Source organism: Sphingomonas sp. (assembly GCF_004799495.1).
Taxonomy (GTDB): Bacteria; Pseudomonadota; Alphaproteobacteria; order Sphingomonadales; family Sphingomonadaceae; genus Sphingomonas.
In genome coordinates this window covers 1-19628 of record NZ_SSMY01000001.1, presented here as the reverse complement: position 1 = coordinate 19628, position 19628 = coordinate 1, and the positions used below count along the sequence as shown (strand labels likewise).

Annotated in this window: 17 protein-coding genes; 8 read left to right on the top strand and 9 right to left on the bottom strand. The window is 66.6% G+C overall.

All coding sequences use genetic code 11. The annotated features are described in order from the left end of the window. Positions 1-2: 2 nt before the first annotated feature. Both E7773_RS00085 and E7773_RS00080 read left to right on the top strand, forming a co-directional pair. The gene (locus E7773_RS00085) at positions 3-4001 is read left to right on the top strand and encodes an amino acid adenylation domain-containing protein (RefSeq protein ID WP_293986685.1); all 3999 of its coding nucleotides are present in this window, start codon (positions 3-5) and stop codon (positions 3999-4001) included. Continuing rightward, entirely contained in the window at positions 3998-4690 is a 693-nt protein-coding gene (locus E7773_RS00080; protein WP_293986682.1) for a 4'-phosphopantetheinyl transferase superfamily protein, read from the top strand. Before E7773_RS00085 ends, E7773_RS00080 begins: the two co-directional genes overlap by 4 nt. Here the strand turns inward: E7773_RS00080 and E7773_RS00075 are convergent. Genes E7773_RS00075 through E7773_RS00065 form a run of 3 tightly spaced genes read right to left on the bottom strand, consistent with a single transcriptional unit; the run spans position 4642 to position 9468 of the window. Continuing rightward, on the bottom strand, positions 4642-6162 hold the full coding sequence (locus tag E7773_RS00075) for a lipopolysaccharide biosynthesis protein (RefSeq protein WP_293986679.1): 1521 nt from the start codon (positions 6160-6162) through the stop codon (positions 4642-4644). The genes E7773_RS00080 and E7773_RS00075 overlap by 49 nt on opposite strands. Positions 6163-6211: 49 nt before the next feature. Next, entirely contained in the window at positions 6212-6754 is a 543-nt protein-coding gene (locus tag E7773_RS00070; RefSeq protein WP_293986676.1) for a histidine phosphatase family protein, read from the bottom strand. A gap of 14 nt (positions 6755-6768) precedes the next feature. Beyond that, positions 6769-9468, bottom strand: coding sequence for an ATP-dependent DNA helicase (locus E7773_RS00065; RefSeq protein ID WP_293986673.1), 2700 nt, complete (start codon positions 9466-9468; stop codon positions 6769-6771). Between the two features lie 85 nt (positions 9469-9553). Between E7773_RS00065 and E7773_RS00060 the strand changes: the two genes are divergently transcribed. The 3 genes from E7773_RS00060 (at position 9554) to E7773_RS00050 (ending at position 13000) form a co-directional block, all read left to right on the top strand. After that, on the top strand, positions 9554-11131 hold the full coding sequence (locus tag E7773_RS00060; RefSeq protein ID WP_293986670.1) for a lysine--tRNA ligase: 1578 nt from the start codon (positions 9554-9556) through the stop codon (positions 11129-11131). Next, complete coding sequence (gene nhaA, locus E7773_RS00055) at positions 11128-12321, top strand: Na+/H+ antiporter NhaA (protein ID WP_293986667.1); 1194 nt, start codon at positions 11128-11130, stop codon at positions 12319-12321. The genes E7773_RS00060 and nhaA overlap by 4 nt, the downstream gene beginning before the upstream one ends. A 172-nt stretch (positions 12322-12493) precedes the next feature. After that, positions 12494-13000, top strand: coding sequence for a hypothetical protein (locus tag E7773_RS00050; protein ID WP_293986664.1), 507 nt, complete (start codon positions 12494-12496; stop codon positions 12998-13000). 19 nt (positions 13001-13019) lie between these two features. On the opposite strand, the gene E7773_RS00045 is transcribed toward E7773_RS00050, so the two are convergent. The 4 genes from E7773_RS00045 to E7773_RS00030 all read right to left on the bottom strand — a co-directional run bounded on the left by E7773_RS00045 (position 13020) and on the right by E7773_RS00030 (position 16324). Continuing rightward, positions 13020-13952: an electron transfer flavoprotein subunit alpha/FixB family protein gene (locus E7773_RS00045; RefSeq protein ID WP_293986661.1), complete on the bottom strand. Its 933-nt coding sequence runs from the start codon at positions 13950-13952 to the stop codon at positions 13020-13022. Beyond that, entirely contained in the window at positions 13949-14695 is a 747-nt protein-coding gene (locus E7773_RS00040) for an electron transfer flavoprotein subunit beta/FixA family protein (RefSeq protein ID WP_293986658.1), read from the bottom strand. Before E7773_RS00040 ends, E7773_RS00045 begins: the two co-directional genes overlap by 4 nt. Before the next feature lie 53 nt (positions 14696-14748). Further along, the gene (gene sucC, locus E7773_RS00035; protein WP_293986656.1) at positions 14749-15948 is read right to left on the bottom strand and encodes an ADP-forming succinate--CoA ligase subunit beta; all 1200 of its coding nucleotides are present in this window, start codon (positions 15946-15948) and stop codon (positions 14749-14751) included. 64 nt (positions 15949-16012) lie between these two features. Beyond that, complete coding sequence (locus E7773_RS00030; protein WP_293986654.1) at positions 16013-16324, bottom strand: hypothetical protein; 312 nt, start codon at positions 16322-16324, stop codon at positions 16013-16015. A 20-nt stretch (positions 16325-16344) separates the two neighbouring features. Between E7773_RS00030 and E7773_RS00025 the strand changes: the two genes are divergently transcribed. Continuing rightward, positions 16345-16857 carry a sterol desaturase family protein gene (locus tag E7773_RS00025; RefSeq protein WP_293986651.1) on the top strand — a complete coding sequence of 171 codons (513 nt, stop codon included), beginning with the start codon at positions 16345-16347 and terminating at the stop codon, positions 16855-16857. 142 nt (positions 16858-16999) lie between these two features. After that, positions 17000-17290 carry a PilZ domain-containing protein gene (locus E7773_RS00020; protein ID WP_293986648.1) on the top strand — a complete coding sequence of 97 codons (291 nt, stop codon included), beginning with the start codon at positions 17000-17002 and terminating at the stop codon, positions 17288-17290. Positions 17291-17420: 130 nt separating this feature from the next. On the opposite strand, the gene E7773_RS00015 is transcribed toward E7773_RS00020, so the two are convergent. Next, on the bottom strand, positions 17421-18356 hold the full coding sequence (locus tag E7773_RS00015; protein WP_293986645.1) for a ribose-phosphate pyrophosphokinase: 936 nt from the start codon (positions 18354-18356) through the stop codon (positions 17421-17423). A 429-nt stretch (positions 18357-18785) separates the two neighbouring features. Between E7773_RS00015 and E7773_RS00010 the strand changes: the two genes are divergently transcribed. Next, positions 18786-18983: a hypothetical protein gene (locus tag E7773_RS00010; protein ID WP_293986642.1), complete on the top strand. Its 198-nt coding sequence runs from the start codon at positions 18786-18788 to the stop codon at positions 18981-18983. A 32-nt stretch (positions 18984-19015) separates the two neighbouring features. Here the strand turns inward: E7773_RS00010 and E7773_RS00005 are convergent, their stop codons facing one another. Continuing rightward, positions 19016-19390 carry a hypothetical protein gene (locus E7773_RS00005; protein ID WP_293986639.1) on the bottom strand — a complete coding sequence of 125 codons (375 nt, stop codon included), beginning with the start codon at positions 19388-19390 and terminating at the stop codon, positions 19016-19018. Between the last annotated feature and the right edge of the window lie 238 nt (positions 19391-19628).

The following is a 19628-nucleotide window of genomic DNA, read 5'->3' as shown; positions in this document are numbered from 1 at the left end:
GCATGAACGCGCACGTCGATCTGTCCGCGTCGAAGCGGGCGCTGCTCGAAAAGATGATGCGCGGCGGCGGCGCGACCGCCGTCGACAAGCCGCAGCCGATCACGAAGCGCGCGCCCGACGCGCTGATCCCGCTGTCGGCCGACCAGCGCCAGGTGTGGCTCCACGCCATCATGGCGCCGGACATGCCGCTCTATAACGAATCGATCACGATCCATCGTTTCGGCAGCTTCGACAGCGACGCGATGGCGCGGGCGGTCAACGAAATCCTGCGCCGTCACGAAGCCTGGCGCACCGCCTTCGTCGAGGAAGACGGGGTACTGGTCCAGCGCGTGCGCGAGCATCGCGACATCGCGCTGCCGTTCGACGATGTCAGCCACCTGCCCGAGGAAGAACGCGACGCCGCCGCGCTGGCGATCGGCCAGGAAGATGCGCGCCGCGCGATTGAACTTTCCGACGCGCCCTTGTTCCGCGCGCGGATCGTCAAGCTCGCCGACGACAATCACCGGCTTTATTTCACGCTCCACCACATCATCTTCGACGGTGTCGCGATTTATCGCGTGATCGTGCCCGAGCTCGCCAAGCTCTACCACGCCTTCGCGATCGGCATTCCGTCGCCGCTGCCGATGCCGGCGCTGCAATATGGCGATTACGCGATCTGGCAAGAAGAGCACCTCAAGAGCGCGCCGATCCAGAAGCAGATCGATTACTGGCGCCGCACGCTCGCCGATGCGCCACCCAAGCTCGAACTGGTCGGCGACCGCACCAAGCCGGCGCGCCCGACGCATGCCGGGTCGATGGAAGTCTTTATGATCCCGCCCGACCTGATCGAGCGGTTGAAGCACGTCGGCCGCCGCCACAACGTCACGCTGTACATGACGCTGCTCGCCGCGTACCACGCGCAGCTCCACCTCTATTCGGGCGAGCAGGACATCATCGTCGGTGGGGTCACGGATCTCCGTCGCCGTCCCGAGCTCGAGCATGTCGTCGGCTATTTTCTCAACACGATCGCTTTGCGCGCCAAGCCGAAGGGCGAGACGCGGTTCGCCGACTTCCTGATCGAGGTGCGCGATTCGGTGCTCGGCGCGCTCGCGGCGAGCGAAGCGCCGTTCGACGAGGTCGTCCGCGCGCTCGACGTCAAGCGCCAGCCCGGCACGCACCCGCTGTTCAACTGCCTGTTCTCGATTGAGCCGCCGGTCGACCCGTTCGCCGACGGCTGGGACCTGACGCAAATGGACGTCGTCGTCGGCGGCGCCAAGTTCGACCTCTACCTCGAACTCGACGAGCGCCACGGCGAGGGGATGCACGGCCGCTTCCTCTATTCGACCGAATTGTTCGATCCCGCGACCGTGCGGCGGATGATCGGGCATTACCTCAACATCCTCGAAGGCGTGGCGGCCGACGCCACCTTGCCGCTCAAGGACCTGCCGCTGATCGGCGAGGACGAGCTACAGAAGTTGCTGATTGAGTGGAACGATACCGCCGTTCCGCCGCCTGCCGCGCTGTCGCCCGACGCTTTCCGTGCCCAGGTCACGACGCGGCCCGAGGCGACCGCAATCCGGTTCGACGACCATGCCGTCAGCTATGCGACGCTCGACGCCTGCGCCGAGGCGATCGCCGCGTCGCTGCATGCGGCCGGGATCGGCCGGGGCGATCTGGTCGGCATCTGCCTCGACCGCTCGCCCGACATGGTTGCGTCCTTGCTCGCGGTGCACCGGCGCGGCGCGGCCTATCTGCCGCTCGACCCCGATTTCCCCGCCGCGCGGCTCGATTACATCGCGAAAGATGCCGGCGCGAAGGCGTTGCTCAGCGAGCGCAAGCTCGACCATGTCCTCGCCGATTGCGGCTTGCCGCGCATCCTGATCGACGATGTCGGCGAAGCCGTACCCGCGCCTGCCCAGGTGACGGTAAAGCCCGACGACCTGGCCTATGTGCTCTACACCTCGGGCTCGACCGGCAACCCCAAGGGCGTCGAGATCAGCCACGGCGCGCTGATCAACCTGCTGGAGTCGTTCCGTGCCAACCCCGGTTTCACCGCGCAGGACTCCCTGCTCGCGGTCACCACGCTCTCGTTCGACATCGCCGGGCTCGAACTGTTCCTGCCGCTGATAGCCGGCGGCGAGTTGATCCTCGCGCCGAAGAGCGCCACCGCCGATCCGCGCGAGCTGAAAGCCTTGTTCGCGGCGGCGAAGCCAAGCGTTATGCAGGCCACCCCCGCCACCTGGCGCGCGCTGATCGAGGCGGGCTGGCAAGGCTCGCCGACCCTGCGCATCCTGTGTGGCGGCGAGGCGCTGCCGCGCGACCTCGCCGAGGCATTGATCCAGCGCTCGGGCGAATTGTGGAACGTCTACGGCCCGACCGAGACGACGATCTGGTCGACCATGGCGCGCGTGACGCCGGGCGACGGCCCGGTGCCGATCGGCCGTCCGCTCGCCAATACGAGCATCCACATCCTCGACCAGTACCGCCACACCACGCCGATCGGGATCGTCGGCGAACTGTTCATCGGCGGCGCCGGTCTCGCGCAGGGCTATCGCCACCGCCCCGATCTGACTGCGGAGCGTTTCGTCGAGATCGGCGGCGAACGGCTGTATCGCACCGGCGACCTCGCCCGTTACCAGCCCGACGGCACGATCCTGTGCCTCGGCCGGGTCGACAACGACGAGAAGATCCGTGGCTATCGCGTCGCGGTCGAGGAGATCGAGGGCGCACTCGCCGAGCACCCCGACGTGGTCGCCGCTGCCGTCCGCAGCTGGCCCGACGCCTCGGGCGAACGCGCGCTCGCGGCGTACGTCGTCACGCGTGGCGACGAGATGCCGAGCCGCGCGGCGCTGCGCGAGCACCTCGGCAAGACGCTGCCCGATTACATGATCCCCTCGCATTTCGAGCATCTCCCGACCTTGCCGATGACGCCCAATGCCAAGGTCGACCGCAAGGCGCTCCCACAGCCCGGCGGCGGCGGTGGCCGGCAGATCGAACCGCCCCAGGGCGAGACCGAACAGCAGCTCGCCGCGATCTGGTGCGACCTGCTGCGGATCGGCCAGATCAGCCGCGACGACAGCTTCTTCGAACTGGGCGGGCATTCGCTGTTGGTCGCACGCCTGCTGGTGCGGATCGAGCAGCAATGGGGCCGCCGCATCGGCATGGCCGAGTTCTTCCAGGCGGCGACGCTCGACAAGCTTGCCGCGCGGATCGAAGGCGATGCCACCGACGATCTCGGCGAATGGGTGCCGCTCCAGCCCAAGGGCGACGGCTTGCCGTTGCTGTGGCTCGACGGCGGCCCGACCTTCATGGCGCTCGCCGAAGCGATGGGCGAGGACCGTCCTTTCCTTGGCCTGCCGCTCGGGCCGATCCTCGAGCGCACGCTCAAGCCCGGCATGACCTTCGAGCAGATGGCGTCGGCGATCGTCGCGGTGATCCGCGAGACGCGGCCCAACGGCCCGTATCTGATCGGCGGCTGGTGCACCAACGGCATCATGGCGTTCGAAGTCGCGCGGCAATTACGCGCGGCGGGCGAGAACGTGCCGCTGCTCGCCCTCGGCCACACGATGAACCCGGTCGCGTTCCAGCGCATCACGTCGACCCAGATGCGCGGCAGCAAGGCGCGCTATCATCTCGGCGTGTGGAACAAGCTGCCCGCGGCGAAGAAGCTCGGCTACGCCTTCGACCGCATGCGTGGGGTGATGGAGGAAGCCGGCGTCGCGCAGGCGCCCGAGCGCGAGGGCCGCTACCGTGCCTTCGCCGAGGCGATGGAACTGGCGGCGTACGACTATTTCCCTGGTGACTATGACGGCGCGGTCGCGCTGTTCCAGCCGGCCGAGCGCCTCGCGGTGCTCGACAGCCGGCCGGGCTGGGCCGAGGTTGTGCGCGGGCCGCTGGGGTCGTTCGACATTCCCGGCACGCACGGCACAATGGCCGATCCGCCCAACGCCGCGACCTTCGCGACGCGGTTGCGTGACGCGATCGAGCGCGCCTTGGCGGGGCGGATCGCGACGGCGGCATGACCGCGGCGGCGCAGGCCGTGGCTGACTTGCCGCAATCGGCCGAGGTCGCGTTGGCAATGTCCGACCTCGATCTGGCTCCCGACGCGCTCGCAGCTTGCTCCGAGCTGCTTGACACACAAGAGCGTATTCGTGCGGCGTCCTTCCGGTTCGCGCGCCACCGCAACCGCTATGTCGCGCGGCGCGGCCAGCTACGGATGCTGCTGGCGGCGGAGGTCGATTGCCGGCCCGCGGCACTGACCATCGCGCAGGATGCGTATGGACGGCCGTTCCTGCCCGATCATCCCGCCCTGCATTTCAACCTGTCGCATTCCAACGGTCGCGCGCTGTTCGCGATCGGGCACGGCGTCCGGGTCGGCTGCGATCTCGAGTGGCGCAACCCCGAATTGGCGTGTCCGAAGGTCGCCGCGCGGCTGTTCGCGCCGGCCGAATGTGTCGCGCTCGACGCGCTGCCGCCCGAGCAATGGCTCGCCGGCTTCTACAATTGCTGGACGCGCAAGGAAGCGTTCGTAAAAGCGATTGGCCTCGGCCTGTCTTACCCGCTCGACGCCTTCACCGTGTCGGTCGCGCCCGGCGAGCCTGCGCGGCTGATCGAGGGCGGGGCGGGCTGGTCGCTGACCTCGTTCGAGCCGGCGCCCGGGTTTCAGGCGGCGCTGGTCAGGGGAGAGGCGGGGCGCTCTTCCGCCGCCTGATACCGCTTCCCGCGCGCCATCGCGATCGCTTCGAGCAAGGTGTGCTTCGCGAACAGCCGCAGCCAGCCCACGTAGACCGCGCCGCCGAACGTTACCAACAGCAACAGCCGTGCTTGCACCACCATCGGCGGCAGGACATTGTCGAGCAACGTCACCAGCGCGCCCATCGCCAGCGCCGCGGTCACGGTCGGAACGATTGCGCGTGCCAAGGTCGCTGCCGACAGGCCGAGCACCGGGAGAATGCGCCACGCGGTGATCGCGAGATAGAGCAGGTAGGCGAAGAACCACGACGCCGCGAGGCCCGTCACGCCCCAGCGCAACCCCACCACGAACGCCACGGGCAACAGCACCGCGCCGATCATCCCAGTATGGACGTTGATCCCCGGCCGGCCCATCGCGCTGCACGCTGGGCTGAACAGCACCTGGAGCGTCATCGCCGGCATCGCTACCGCGAGCAACCGGACGAGCGGCGCCGCGGCGATCCATTTCGGCCCCAGCACCGTCGCGACCAACGGCTCGGCGGTAACCGCCAGCCCGACGTAAAAAGGCATCGCCGCCAGCATCACCATCCGCGCCGATCGCGCAAATCCTTCGGCGACGGCGGGGCGATCGTCCTGCATCCGCGCGTAGATCGAAAAGGCGACGTCGTTGATCGCGGGCACGAATTTCGACACGAGGATCTGCGTGAGGAACAGCCCGGTCGTGTACAGCCCGAGCGTCGCCGGATCGAGCACGCGCCCCGCGATGAACACGTCGGCCTGGCTTTGCAGCACCCAGAAGAATTGCCCCGCCGCCATCAGCCCGCCGAACTTCGCCAGTTCGCCCGCGCCGCGGAAATCGAACAGCGGGATGTAGCTGCGGTCGAGCGCGCGCATCATGCCGATCGCGCGTGTCACATAGAGCACGGCCGGCGCCAGGATCAGTGTCCACACGCCCAGCCCGCCATAGGCGCCGGCCAGAGCGGCGACAGCGCCGGTGATCGACGACAGGAAATAGACCTTGGCCTGCACCTTGAAGTCGATCGCCCGCGCGAGCAGCGCATAGGGGAAGGCCACGAACGGCGTCGTCGCATAGACGAACGCCTGCACGCGCAGCAGGTCAGTTACGATCGGCTGGTGGAAATAGGCCGCGACGAGCGGCGCGATCGCGAATTGCAGCGCGCCGAGCGAGAAATTGAGGACGATCAGCATGCCGAAGAGCTGGCGGATCGTGCGCTCGTCGGCATCGGGCTTCTGGATCAGGCCGCTCGCCAATCCCGCGCCGTTGAGCATGTTGAGCACCGCCAGCACCACCTGCGTCATCGCGAACAGCCCGTAATCGTGCGGGTTGAGGATGCGGATGACCAGGAAGGTCGCGCCCCAGGTGATCAGCTGCCCGACGATCTGCGCGCCCGAACGCCAGATCACCGCCGATCGCGCTTGCGCGAACAGCGGCCCAGGCTCGCGATTCGAGTCGGCGGCGGCATCGGTCATGCGGCATTTGTGCACGAAAGATGCTTAAATGCGCCTAACGCGGGGCGTCTCAATCCGCGTCGGGGCCGAGGTCCGGATCGAGGTCGCGCGGGCGGGTGAAGGCGGTCAGCGTGCAGGTGCCGGGGGCGATGGCGGCCCAATTTTCGCCGGCGCACGTCATGACGGCGAGGCTGGCGGTAGGAAACTTGGCCTCGACGGTGTCGCGCAACCGATCGTCCGCGCGATCGGGGACGAGCAGCAAAGTCAGTTCCTCCAGCCCCGGGTTGTGCCCTGACAGTAACAGGGCATCGGCACCGGCGGGCGCGTGGTGGATCAGATCGAGCAACATCGACGCCGAGGCGAGATAGGCGCGGCGATCCCATTCGGGCTCGATCGCGCGGCCATAGCCGGCGGAAACGCGTTCGAGCGTCTCGACAACGCGCGCGGCGGGGCTGGCGATCGCGTGATCCCAGCTGAGCCCGCTTGAGCGCATGTGCTGCCCCATCGTCCGCGCGGCGCGCTCGCCCTTGGCGTTGAGCCGGCGGTCGAAATCGCGCGCGCCGTGATCGTCCCAGCCCGATTTGGCGTGTCGGAGGAGGATCAGGGTCTTCACGGGGCGCCTTCTCGTCAGGTGTTGCTGGTTTCTTGCACGACGTGAGGAGCGGAAGAAAGCCGCGATTGCACGCGCGCCACGGCTTCGTCGAGCGGCACGCGCGCGATCGGCACGCCGGGCGGGAAGGCGGCGAGCAATCGGCTGGGCATCGCCGCGGACAGGAGCACGAACGCGCCGCGGTCGTCGGCGCGGCGAATGAGGCGGCCGAACGCTTGCGCGAGCTTGGCGCGGACGAGGCGGTCGTCGTACGCGCTACCGCCGCTCGCGAGCCGCCGCGCGGCGTGGAGCACGGTCGGCTTGGCCCAAGGCACGCCCTCGAGGATGACCTGGCGCAGGCTTTCGCCGGGCACGTCGACGCCGTCGCGCAACGCATCGGTGCCGATCAACGAGGCGCGCGGCTCATCGCGGAACATGTCGACCAGCGTGCCCGGGTCGATCGGGTCGACGTGCTGCGCGTAGAGCGGCAGGCCGTCGCGTGCGAGCCGGTCGGCGATCCGCGCATGGACCCCGCGCAGCCGCCGGATCGCGGTGAACAGCCCGAGCGTCCCGCCGCCCGCCGCCGCGATCAGCCGGGCATAAGCGTTGGCGAGCGCCGCCAGGTCGCCGCGCTTGACGTCGGTGACGATCAGCACCTCCGACTGCGTCGCGTAATCGAACGGGCTGGCGACGTCGAAATGTCCGGCGGCGCGGTCGAGGTGCGGGACGCCCGCGCGCGCGTCGGCGATCTGCCAGTCGGGATCGCCGCCCTTGAGCGTCGCCGAGGTGACGAGCACGCCGTGCGCAGGCTTGAGCACCGTTGCCGCCAGTGGCCGCGTCGGGTCGAGCCAGCGGCGGTGGAGGCCGATGTCGATCTCGCGCCCCTCGATCCGCTCGACGCTCAGCCAGTCGACGAAATCGGGGTCGGCCGGGCCGCCGATCCGCGCGAGCAGACTGATCCACGCGCCGACCGTCTCGGTCCGCCAGCCAAGCGACGCGACCGCCCCTTCGACCCGCGCGCGCGCCGCGCCGTCCAGCCAGTCCGGCCCTTCGGCGAGCACCGCTTCGAGCCGCTGGCCGAGCGTCATCAGCGGGCGAAGCAGGGTCTCCAGCGCTTGTGCGGCCACCGCGGCTGCTTCGATCAGCGCGGGGAGGGGTTCGGCCAGCTCGGTTTCGAGGCCATAACCCGCATCGCCGTCCTGCGCGGCGCGGGCATAGACCATGCCGCGCACTGCGCTCAGCAGCTTCTCGACCGCGCCGAACGGATCGCCCTCCGCCACGCGTTGCAACCAGTCGCCGCTGGCGAGCGCGCGCGCCGCCTCGACCGCGTCCTGGATCGCGACGCCGCCCGCCTCGTCGTAGCTCGCCACATCCGACAGCCGTGCCGCCAGCCCGCGCCGCCGCCCGCGCGCGGTCGCTTCGGGGCCGATGATCCAGCGGCGCAACTCAATCGATTCCTGTCCGGTCAGCGCGACTCCGAACATCGCGTCGGCCGCCTCGAACAGGTGATGCCCCTCGTCGAACACGTAGCGCGTCGGGCGAGCGTTGGCCTCGCGCCCGCGCACGGCGTTGACCATCACCAGCGCGTGGTTAGCGATGACGATATCGGCTTCCGCGCTGGCGCGCGCCGCGCGTTCGATGAAGCATTTGCGGTAGTGCGGGCAGCCGGCATAGACGCACTCGCCGCGCCGGTCGGTCAGCGCGGTCGATCCGTTGCGGCGGAACAGCGTCGGCAGCCAGCCGGGCAGATCGCCGCCGATCATGTCGCCGTCGGCGCTGTATGCCGCCCAGCGTGCGACGAGATGCGCGAGGATCGCGGCGCGTCCGGCGAACCCGCCCTGCAACGCATCCTCCAGATTGAGCAGGCAGAGGTAATTCTCGCGGCCCTTGCGTGTCACGACCCGGCGGCGACGTTCGGTAGCATCGGGGATCAACCGCGCGGTTTCGTGGTTCAACTGGCGTTGCAGCGCCTTGGTGAAGGTCGAGATCCACACTGCACCCCCCGCCTGCTCGGCCCAAAGCGATGCGGGGGCGAGGTAACCGAGCGTCTTGCCGATTCCGGTCCCGGCTTCGGCGAGCAGCATGTTGGGATTGTCGCGCAGGACGCGCGGCGCGAACGCGGACGCCGATGCCTCGGCGAAGGCGCGCTGGCCGAGCCGCTGTTCGGCGCCGTGGCCGGTCAGCAGGCTCAGCCGCTCGGCGATCTCGCCGTCGTCGAGCGTCACGGTTTTGGGAGCGGGGCGCGGCGCCGTCTCTTCCCATTCGGGCAGTTTGGAGAACAGCCAGCGCTCCTGTTGCGCGGGCTTCGCGATGCGATCGGCGAGCAAGGGCGCCCACGGCCAGCGCAGCCGCATGAGGCTCTGCGCCGCGGTCCACGCGCCTTCGCGTTCCGGCCAGTCGCCGTCGGGGATCGCGAGCAGTGCGCTCGCCGCGTCGCGCAGGAAAGCGGCGATCTGCGCCTCATCCGCGGGCGGTGTCAGCCCGAGAATCCGCGCCAGCCCGCGCGGGGTCGGCGGCAGGAAGGTCGCGGGACGCAGGAACGCGAAGAGCTCAAGCAGGTCGAGTCCCGACAGCTCGGCATAGCCCAGCCGTTGCCCCACCAGCGGCGCGTTGAGCACGATCATCGGTGTGTCGGCGGCGCGCCGGATCGCCTCGCCGCGCCCGATGGCTCGCGCGCCTTCCGCGTCGGCGATCCAGACCCCGGCGTGGCTGGCGTGAAGGGCGGGATAGGGGAGCACGGTAGAACCGTGGGCGCTCCGGAACAGAATGGCAACGGCGAAGCAGGGTGACGTTTCGGGCGCAGCCCGCTACGGCAGCGCGATCATGACCGCCGACACCCTCCGCACCGCTGCACTCGAGTCCAAGGCCTGGCCATACGAAGAAGCGCGTAAATTGCTGAAGCGCTATCCCGACGGCAAGCCCGGCGGTGAACCAGTCCTGTTCGAGACTGGCTACGGCCCCTCGGGCCTGCCGCATATCGGCACGTTCCAGGAAGTGCTGCGCACGACGATGGTGCGCCACGCGTACGAGGAGATGACCGGCCTGCCGACGCGGTTAGTCGCGTTCTCCGACGACATGGACGGCCTGCGCAAGGTGCCTGACAACGTCCCAAATCAGGCGCTGCTCGCCGCCAATATCGGCAAGCCGCTGACGCGCATCCCCGACCCGTTTGAAAAATATGACAGCTTCGCCGCGCACAACAACGCGATGCTGCGGGAATTCCTCGATCGGTTCGGGTTCGATTACGAATTCGTTTCGTCGACCGACTATTACGAAAGCGGGCGGTTCGACGAGAAGTTGAAGGCCGTGCTCCGCAACTACGATGCGATCATGGCCGTCATGCTGCCGACGCTGCGCGCCGAGCGGCAGGCGACCTATTCGCCCGTACTGCCGGTCAGCCCGACCAGCGGCGTGGTGCTGCAGGTCCCGGTCGAAGTGGTCGATGCCAATGCCGGCACGATCCGCTTCATCGATGCGGACGGATCGGTGGTCGAGCAATCGATTCTGGCCGGGCGCGCCAAGCTGCAGTGGAAGCCCGATTGGGGGATGCGTTGGGCCGCGCTCGGCGTCGATTACGAGATGCACGGGAAGGATCTGATCGATTCAGCGATCCTCGGTGGCAAGATCGCGCAGATCCTCGGCGGGAGGAAACCGGAAGGGTTGATCTACGAGCTGTTCCTCGACGCCAAGGGCGAGAAGATTTCCAAGTCGAAGGGCAATGGTCTCTCGATCGAGGAATGGCTGACCTATGGCCCCGACGAGAGCCTGGCCTTCTACATCTATCGCGAGCCGAAGAAGGCCAAGTCGCTCCACCTCGGGCTGATCCCGCGCGCGGTCGACGATTACTGGCAATTCCGCGGCAATTATCACGGCCAGGACAACAAGGAGCGGCTGGGGAACCCGGTGCACCATGTCCATAACGGCGCGGTACCGCAGGACGCGATGCCGGTGACGTTCGGGCTGCTGCTCAACCTTGTCGGGGTGATGGGCGGTGGCGCGACCAAGGAGCAGGTGTGGGGGTATCTCGCCAACTACCTGCCCGGCGCGACCGCGGCGGACTATCCCGAACTCGACAAGCTGATCGGTTACGCGCTGGCCTATGCCCGCGATTTCGTCGCGCCGACGCTGGTGCGGCGCGCACCCGAGGGCGTCGAGGTCGCGGCGCTGCAGCGGCTCGATACCGACCTCGCGACCTTGCCCGCCGATGCGCGCGCGGAGGACATCCAGAATATCGTCTACGAGATCGGCAAGAGCGGGGGATTCGCCGAGCTGCGCGATTGGTTCAAGGCGCTGTACGAAACGCTGCTCGGGTCGAGCCAGGGTCCGCGCATGGGCAGCTTCATCGCGCTCTACGGCATTGGCAACACGCGCAAACTGATCGCCGAGGCGTTGGCGCGGTGAGCAAGCGGTCGCGCGGTGTGGGGTCGACCCTGCGCGACTTCCTCCACGACGAAGCGGCGGGCGGGATCGTGCTGATCGCGGCGGCGGCGCTCGCGATGGTTGGGGCCAATTCACCGCTGGCCGGGGCGTGCGATCACCTTCTCCACCTGAAGACCGGCCCGGTGCTCGCGTCCGCGCTGGGTCCGATGACCGTGCATCTGTGGATCAACGACGCGGCGATGGCGGCGTTCTTCCTGCTCGTCGGGTTGGAGATCAAGCGCGAGCTGGTCGATGGCGAACTGTCGCGCCCTTCCGACCGCACGCTGCCGGTGATCGCGGCGGCGGCGGGGATGCTGGCGCCGGCGATCGTCTATCTCGGGGTGAACGCGCACGATCCGACACTGGCGCGCGGCTGGGCGATCCCGGCGGCAACCGACATCGCGTTCGCGGTCGGCGTGATGGCATTGCTCGGCAGGCGCGTGCCCGCCGCGCTCAAGCTGTTCCTGACCACCGTCGCGATCGTCGACGATATGGGCGCGGTCGCGATCATCGCGATCGCGTACAGCCATGGGTTGAACCTGCTCGCGCTGGGCGGCGCGGCGGTGGTGCTCGCGGCGATGGCAGCGATGAACCGGTTGGGGGTGAAGCACTTGGCGCCTTATCTGATTGCGGCGGGCCTGCTGTGGTGGCTGGTATTAGTGTCGGGTGTGCACGCGACCGTCGCGGGGGTGCTGGCCGCCTTGTTCATCCCGATTCGCCCGTCGCCCGGCGCGCCCGACAGCGTGGAATCGCCGCTTCACCGGCTCGAACACGCGCTCAGCCCGTGGGTCGCGTTCGCAGTTCTGCCGCTGTTCGGGTTCGCGAATGCCGGCGTTTCGCTGGGCGGGCTCGGCTGGGGCGTGCTGGCCGATCCGCTCGTGATCGCGGTTGCTGCGGGGCTGTTCGTGGGCAAGCAGGCCGGGATGCTCGCCGCAGTCGCGGCTGCCGTTAAGCTCGGCTGGGCGGAACGGCCCGGGCGCGCCTCGTGGACGCAGCTCTACGGCGTACTGCTGCTCGCCGGGATCGGCTTCACGATGAGCTTGTTCATCGGCGGCTTGGCGTTCGGCGATCCGGCGCTGATCGACCGGGTCAAGGTCGGCGTGCTGGCCGGATCGATCCTGTCGGGGCTGAGCGGCTACGTCGTGCTGCGCTGGATAGCGCGGCCGGCATGAGGCGTTTTTTTGAACCGCGCAGCATTCCACGTATCGAGGCGCGAGCTGCAGAATGGTCATGAAAACGCTATGCGGTCGATCCACACGGTGAGAACGACGCGCATGTGCTAAATGGATTCAAGGGCAAATGACGGTCAACCGATTGGCAAGGTGACGGCGATATATCGAGCGGGTGACCATTCAGATGCCCATCGCTGCCGCGACAGACCCATGGCCGGCGACCCAAGCCGCGGTGAACGCATGGCGTGGTCAATGCCTCGCGCACTTGGCGCGCGCCGAAACGGCAGTCAGCGAAACGCTAGTCATGCTGGCGCAAAACCGCGAGGTGGCTATCAAGTTGCCGCATCTGATCGGCCAACGTTGCGACGAGCTGGCAAAGGCCATCGCCCCCGACGGGCCATTTCACGCCCAAGGTGGGGACGTGCGGGAGGCTCTCGACGCTTATCGCGGTCACGCGTCGCTGCGCAATTTCCTTTGCCATGCCCCGGGCAAGATCACGTGCGACCGGAGCGGCCGGTGGGTGCTGGTGCTCAGGATTTTGACGTTCCGGGCAAACCGTCCGGAGCGCAGCGTTCATATCGTCGAAGAATCGGAAAGCAGCGAGCTACTCGACCGCTTACGCGTCGACTGCCGGCGTTTGACCGACCGGCTAGTCGTGTTGCGGAAGAAGCTCGCCTGATTTTTCCGTTCTGGACAGGCTACAGCTTCTCGGTCAGCTCCGGCACGATCTTGAACAGGTCGCCGACCAGGCCGATGTCCGCGACCTGGAAGATCGGGGCGTCCTCGTCCTTGTTGATCGCGATGATCGTCTTCGAATCCTTCATCCCCGCCAGATGCTGGATCGCGCCGGAGATACCGATCGCGACATAGACTTCGGGGGCGACGATCTTGCCGGTCTGGCCAACCTGGTAATCGTTCGGGGCATAGCCCGCGTCGACCGCGGCGCGGCTCGCGCCGACGCCGGCGCCGAGCTTGTCGGCGAGCGGATCGATCAGCGCGTGGAACTGTTCCGACGAGCCGAGCGCGCGGCCGCCCGAGACGATGACCTTGGCGCTGGTCAGTTCTGGGCGTTCGAGCTTGGCGATTTCGCTGCCGACATAGGTGGAGACCGACTGTTCGAGGCCCGCGCCGTCCGACGCGATGACCTTGGCATTGCCGCCCTCGGGCGACGCCTTGTCGAACGCGGTGCCGCGCACGGTGATGACCAGCTTCTTGTCGCTGGTCTGCACGGTCGCGATCGCGTTGCCGGCATAGATCGGGCGGGTGAAGGTGTTGTCGCTCTCGACCGACAATATGTCCGAGATCTGCATCACATCGAGCAGCGCGGCGACGCGCGGCGCGATGTTCTTGCCGTTCGACGTTGCCGGCGCGAGGAACGCGTCGTGATCCGCCATCAGCTTGGCCACCAGCGGCGAGACTGTCTCGGCGAGCGGATGCTCGAGCGAGGCATTGTCGACCGTGTGCACTTCGGCGACGCCGGCGATCTTGGCGGCTTCGGCGGCGACGCCGTCGATACCCTTGCCGGCGACCAGCAGGTGGACGTCGCCGAGCTTCGCGGCGGCGGTGACCACGGCGAGTGTGGCGTCCTTGACGGTCTTGCCGTCATGTTCGACCCAGACGAGCGTCTTCATTTCGCGACTCCCATCGCCTTGAGTTTGGCCACGAGTTCGTCGGTGTCCGCGACTTTCACGCCCGCCGTGCGCTTGGGCGGCTCGACGACCTTGAGCGTGGTGAGGCGCGGCGCGATGTCGACGCCGTAATCGGCCGGCGTCTTCTGATCGAGCGGCTTCGACTTGGCCTTCATGATGTTGGGGAGCGACGCGTAGCGCGGCTCGTTGAGGCGAAGATCGGTGGTGATGATCGCGGGCAGCGACAACTTCTCGGTCTCCGACCCGCCATCGACCTCGCGCGTCACGGTGACGCTGTCGCCCGCAAGCTCGACCTTCGACGCGAACGTCGCCTGGCCCGCGCCCATCAGCCCGGCGAGCATCTGGCCCGTCTGGTTGTTGTCGTCGTCGATCGCTTGTTTGCCGAGGATCACCAGCTGCGGCTGCTCGGCATCGACGATCGCCTTCAGGAGCTTGGCGACGCCGAGCGGCTCGACCTTGTCTTCGGTCTGGACCAGGATCGCGCGGTCGGCGCCCATCGCGAGCGCGGTGCGTAGCGTTTCCTGGCACTTCGCTTCGCCGATCGACACGGCGACGATCTCGGTCACGCCCTTGTCCTTCAGACGGATCGCTTCCTCGACCGCGATTTCGTCGAACGGGTTCATCGACATCTTGACGTTGGCCAGGTCGACCCCCGTCCCGTCCGCCTTCACCCGGGGCTTCACGTTGTAATCAAGCACGCGCTTGACCGGCACCAAGACTTTCATTCCATCCACTCCTGTGGTCCGAACTTCTCCCTGGGGAGGGAAGTCAGGTCAATTCAAGCCGCCTTCTTCACCTCGGCGACGATCTTTTGTGCTGCGTCGCCCAAATCGTTGGCCGCGACGATCGGCAGGCCCGAATTGGCCAAGATATCCTTGCCCTGCTGGACGTTGGTTCCTTCCAGGCGAACCACCAGCGGCACCGAAAGGTTCACTTCCTTCGCCGCGGCGACGATGCCGTCCGCGATGATGTCGCAGCGCATGATCCCGCCGAAGATGTTGACCAGGATGCCCTTCACATTGGGGTCCTGCAGGATGATCTTGAACGCCGCGGTCACCTTCTCCTTCGACGCGCCGCCACCGACGTCGAGGAAGTTCGCGGGGAACATGCCGTTCAGCTTGATGATGTCCATCGTCGCCATCGCGAGCCCGGCGCCGTTGACCATGCAGCCGATGTCGCCGTCGAGCTTGATGTAAGCGAGGTCGTATTTCGACGCTTCGAGCTCCGCCGGATCCTCCTCGGTCTCGTCGCGCAGTTCCATCAATTCCTTGTGGCGGAACATTGCGTTGCCGTCGAAACCGACCTTGGCGTCGAGCACCATCAGCTTGCCGTCGTCGGTGACCGCGAGCGGGTTGATCTCGATCTGCTCGGCATCGGTGCCCAGGAAGGCGTCGTACAGCTTGGAGGCGGTGGACGCGGCCTGCTTGGCGAGGTCCCCGGTCAGCCCGAGCGCCGCCGCGACGGCGCGGCCATGATGCGGCATGAATCCGGTCGCCGGGTCGATGTCGACCGAATGGATCTTCTCGGGCGTGTCGTGCGCGACCGCCTCGATATCCATCCCACCCTCGGTCGAGGCGACCATCGAGATGCGACCGCTCGCCCGGTTGACGAGAAGCGCGAGGTAGAATTCCTTCGCGATATCGACGCCGTCGGTGACGTAGAGCCGGTTGACCTGCTTGCCGTGCTCGCCGGTTTGGATCGTCACCAGCGTGTTGCCGAGCATTTCCCTGGCTGCGGCTTCGACCTCTTCAAAGGTCTTGGCGAGGCGCACACCGCCCTTGGCATCCGGCCCCAATTCCTTGAACTTGCCCTTGCCGCGTCCGCCGGCGTGGATCTGCGCCTTCACGACATAAAGCGGCCCGGGGAGCTTCTTCGCCGCCGCGACCGCTTCCTCGACCGACAGCGCGGCGAAGCCCGCGGGGACGGGAACGCCGAACTTGGCGAGCAACTCCTTGGCCTGATATTCGTGAATGTTCATGGAAGGCTGCGGCCCTTCGAATATTGGGAATGCACCGGCCTTAAGCACAGTGCGCCCCACGAATCTACCCCGCGAGGCCCGTGGCGCAGAGTCCGGCGGAGCTGGTCACCACACCGAGGATTTCGGGGTCCTTGAGCGACCGCACGCGATAGAGGAACTGGTCGACGCTCTTCGACCGCCCGGCCTTGGCGAGCCCCGACAGCCGGCGGAGCTGAAGCAGCGACAGGCGGTGCACCATGCGGTCGGCCATGCATGCCGCGGTCGGCCTGGGAATGCCCGCGCTGACGAGTCCCGCGCGCGTCATCGCCTCGGGCGTCGAGCAAGCGGCGAGCGCGAGCAGCGCGGCGGGCAAGATCAAGCGTCGCAACATGGTCATCGCGTCGCTATATATTGGCGATGCATTGGGCAATCGGCATCCTGCTGTTCGTGACCACGGTCGCGGCGATGGAAGGCGTGGCGTATGTCGCGCACCGCTGGGTAATGCACGGGCCGGGCTGGTTCCTCCACGAAAGCCACCATCGCCCGCGTGACGGCAGGTGGGAGCTCAACGACCTCTACGCGGTGATCTTCGCCGTCCCGTCGATCGTGCTGCTGCTCGGCGGGGTCCAGCTCGGATGGTGGCCGGGGTTCACGTGGATCGGCGCGGGGATCGCGGCGTACGGCGCGATCTATTTCGGCTTTCACGACATCATCGTCCATCGCCGCGTCGCGACGCGCTATTTGCCGCGATCGGCGTACATGAAGCGCATCGTCCAGGCGCACCGGCTGCACCATGCGGTCGAGACCAGGCGCGGCACGGTGAGTTTCGGGTTCCTGTGGGCGCCGCGGCCCGACACGCTCAAGGCCGAACTCAACCGCCGCGCCCGCGCCGGAGTGCGCCGCCCGCGTGCCGCGACCCCGGCTGACTGACGAGGCCGCGCCAGCTCCGTCTGGCGGTCTGTCCCGTTTTGGGCAATTTTTTCGGCCAAATTTCCTGAATGTTAAGACCCGAGGGCGCATTTTTTACAACATGGACGCGCGTACGTTCGGATTTGATGCGCCGGCCGGTGGAATGAACGACCACCGCCGTCAGCAACGCGTCGGCATGGCGAGCGTCGCCAAGCTGCGCGATCGCGCGTCCAACAAGTACGACGTCCATTTACTCGACCTGTCGATCACGGGCTTTCGCGCGGAGGCGCATTACTCGCTCGACGCCGGGAGCATCGTCTGGCTGACGATGCCGGGGCTGCAGGGACTCGAGGCGACCGTTGCGTGGCGGCGCGGGACGGTGATCGGCTGCCGGTTCCGCCAGCCGCTGTATCCGGCGGTGTTCGATCACATCGTAAAGACGCTGGGGCGTTGAGTTTTTGATCCGCCCAGGCGGATGACGGTACCGGCCCGCTCCCCCGCCCGACCGCCCAGTCATTGTACCCCTATGGGCGGCCGGGCGGGGGAGCGGGCCGATACCGCCTTATCGCCGAGAGCCGACCAAATCAGTCGAACAGGCTCGAAACCGACGTTTCGTCGGCGATCCGGCGAATCGCTTCGGCGATCAGCGGGGCGATGGTCAGGTGGCGGACCCTGCCGGCCTGCGCGATCGTGTCGTGGTTGCCGATCGAATCGGTGATCACCAGCTCCTCGAGCACCGACCCCTCGACCCGCGCGATCGCGCCGCCCGACAGCACGCCGTGCGTGACATAGGCCACGACGCCCGCGGCGCCGGCCTCCTTCAGCGCGGCGGCGGCGTTGCACAACGTCCCGGCCGAATCGACGATGTCGTCGATCAGGATGCAGAAGCGGCCCTCGACGTCGCCGATGATGTTCATCACTTCCGATTCGCCCGCGCGCTCGCGCCGCTTGTCGACGATCGCCAGCGGCGCGTTGTTGAGCCGCTTCGCCAGCGCGCGCGCACGGACCACGCCGCCCACGTCGGGCGACACGACCATCATGTTCCTGGCGGAATGTCGCGCCAGGATATCGACCGACATCACGGGGGCCGCGAACAAATTGTCGGTCGGGATGTCGAAGAAGCCCTGGATCTGCCCGGCATGGAGATCGACCGACAGCACGCGGTTGGCGCCGGCTCCCGTGATCAGATTGGCGACGAGCTTGGCCGAAATCGGCGTGCGCGACCCCGATTTGCGGTCCTGCCGGGCATAGCCGAAATACGGGACGACCGCGGTGATCCGCCGCGCCGACGCCCGCCTGAGTGCGTCGATGCAGATCAGCAATTCCATCAGGTTGTCGTTCGCGGGGTAGCTCGTCGATTGCAGCACGAACACGTCCTCACCGCGGACGTTCTCGTTGATCTCGACGAAAATCTCCTCGTCGGCGAAGCGGCGCACGAGCGCGTCGGTCAGCGGGATTTCGAGATAGTCGGCAATCGCCCGGGCCAGGGGCAGGTTCGAATTGCCGGTCATTAACTTCATCGGAAGCGCCCCTTCGCGGTTGCGGCTTCCTTAGGGGCGTCACACAAGTTTCGCAAAGGGGGTTTGGTTGCGGCGCGGAGTTAATCCGCGCCGTCGGTCGGGCGGCCTTGCCGCCCGCCGGCCGGACAAAACGCCTGTGAAATAGCAGCGCTATTTCACCGCGTTTTGCCTTGGTGCGCCACGCAGTCTGCAGCGAACCAGTCTCTCCTGTTTTTCCCTGCTATCTGGGAATTTACAGGGAAAATATGTTTTTCCAGAGCCTATTTCGAAGTGTCGATCATCAGGAAATGGCAGAGTTCTGCCGTTTCCAAGCCTCTTCCTTTGAATCGATAACAGGGAATTCAAATGCAGCTATCAGGGAATTTGAAATGTCCGAACAGGGGTCCGCGGGCCCGACAACAGGCGCCAAGGCGTTGATCAGCGAAGTGCGTGAAACGCTCCACTTTCATCACCATCCTCGTCTTCGTCGGACACCTCGGCATGGAGGAGCAGCATGGCAAATCCTCTCCGCTGAGCCAGCATTTGTTCGGTGAGGATCTCCATCGCTCATTTCACGCCGATGCCTCTCGCGAGGGCAAGACGCTCGACGAATATCGCAAAAAGTTTGCAAAGCGCCGAGGAGATTGAATGTCCGCTAAGGGTGGAAAGCGGCCGTTCCGCTATTCGCCGGTGACAGACCTACGAATAGCGTGAGGGACACGAACTAAGGCCAGCACCAAGTTCACTCCGTAGAGCCATGCAAACGCCCCGGCGGCGTATTTGACGCCTCCCAGCAGCCCCCCGGCACCAAACCCAGCTAAAAAGAACATTAGCGCTGCAAAGAGGCAGAATATCATCCCGTGAAGACTACGAAGATCATAACGCAGCCTGCATCCATCGAAACCTTGGTCGATCCAAAACCGTCCTTGGTCGTAGATGACCGTCGCAAGCCAGTTCGGGCCGAAAAAGTTGCTCCAAAGCGGATCGCTAAACTCAACATAGTCTGCTCCGCGTCGGCTGATCCTCTTATTTTGTTTCTTTATCAGCGCGGCCACGCGGTCGAGGATGGTAGCGTTATCACCGGTTCTATTTAAAGGGACCGAACCACGAAGATGCCAACCAAAGTCCCACATTTGAGGATGGCTACTTAGACGGCGGAATGTCCGCAATTGGGTCGGAAGCGGCCCGGCGGGTTACGCCCCAGTTTCGGTCGTCCGACTAGCAGAGCTTCGATATTGAAAGCGATCGGCTTTCGCTGTCACGTTGCTTGGCTGTCGGCGAATTGTTTTCCTA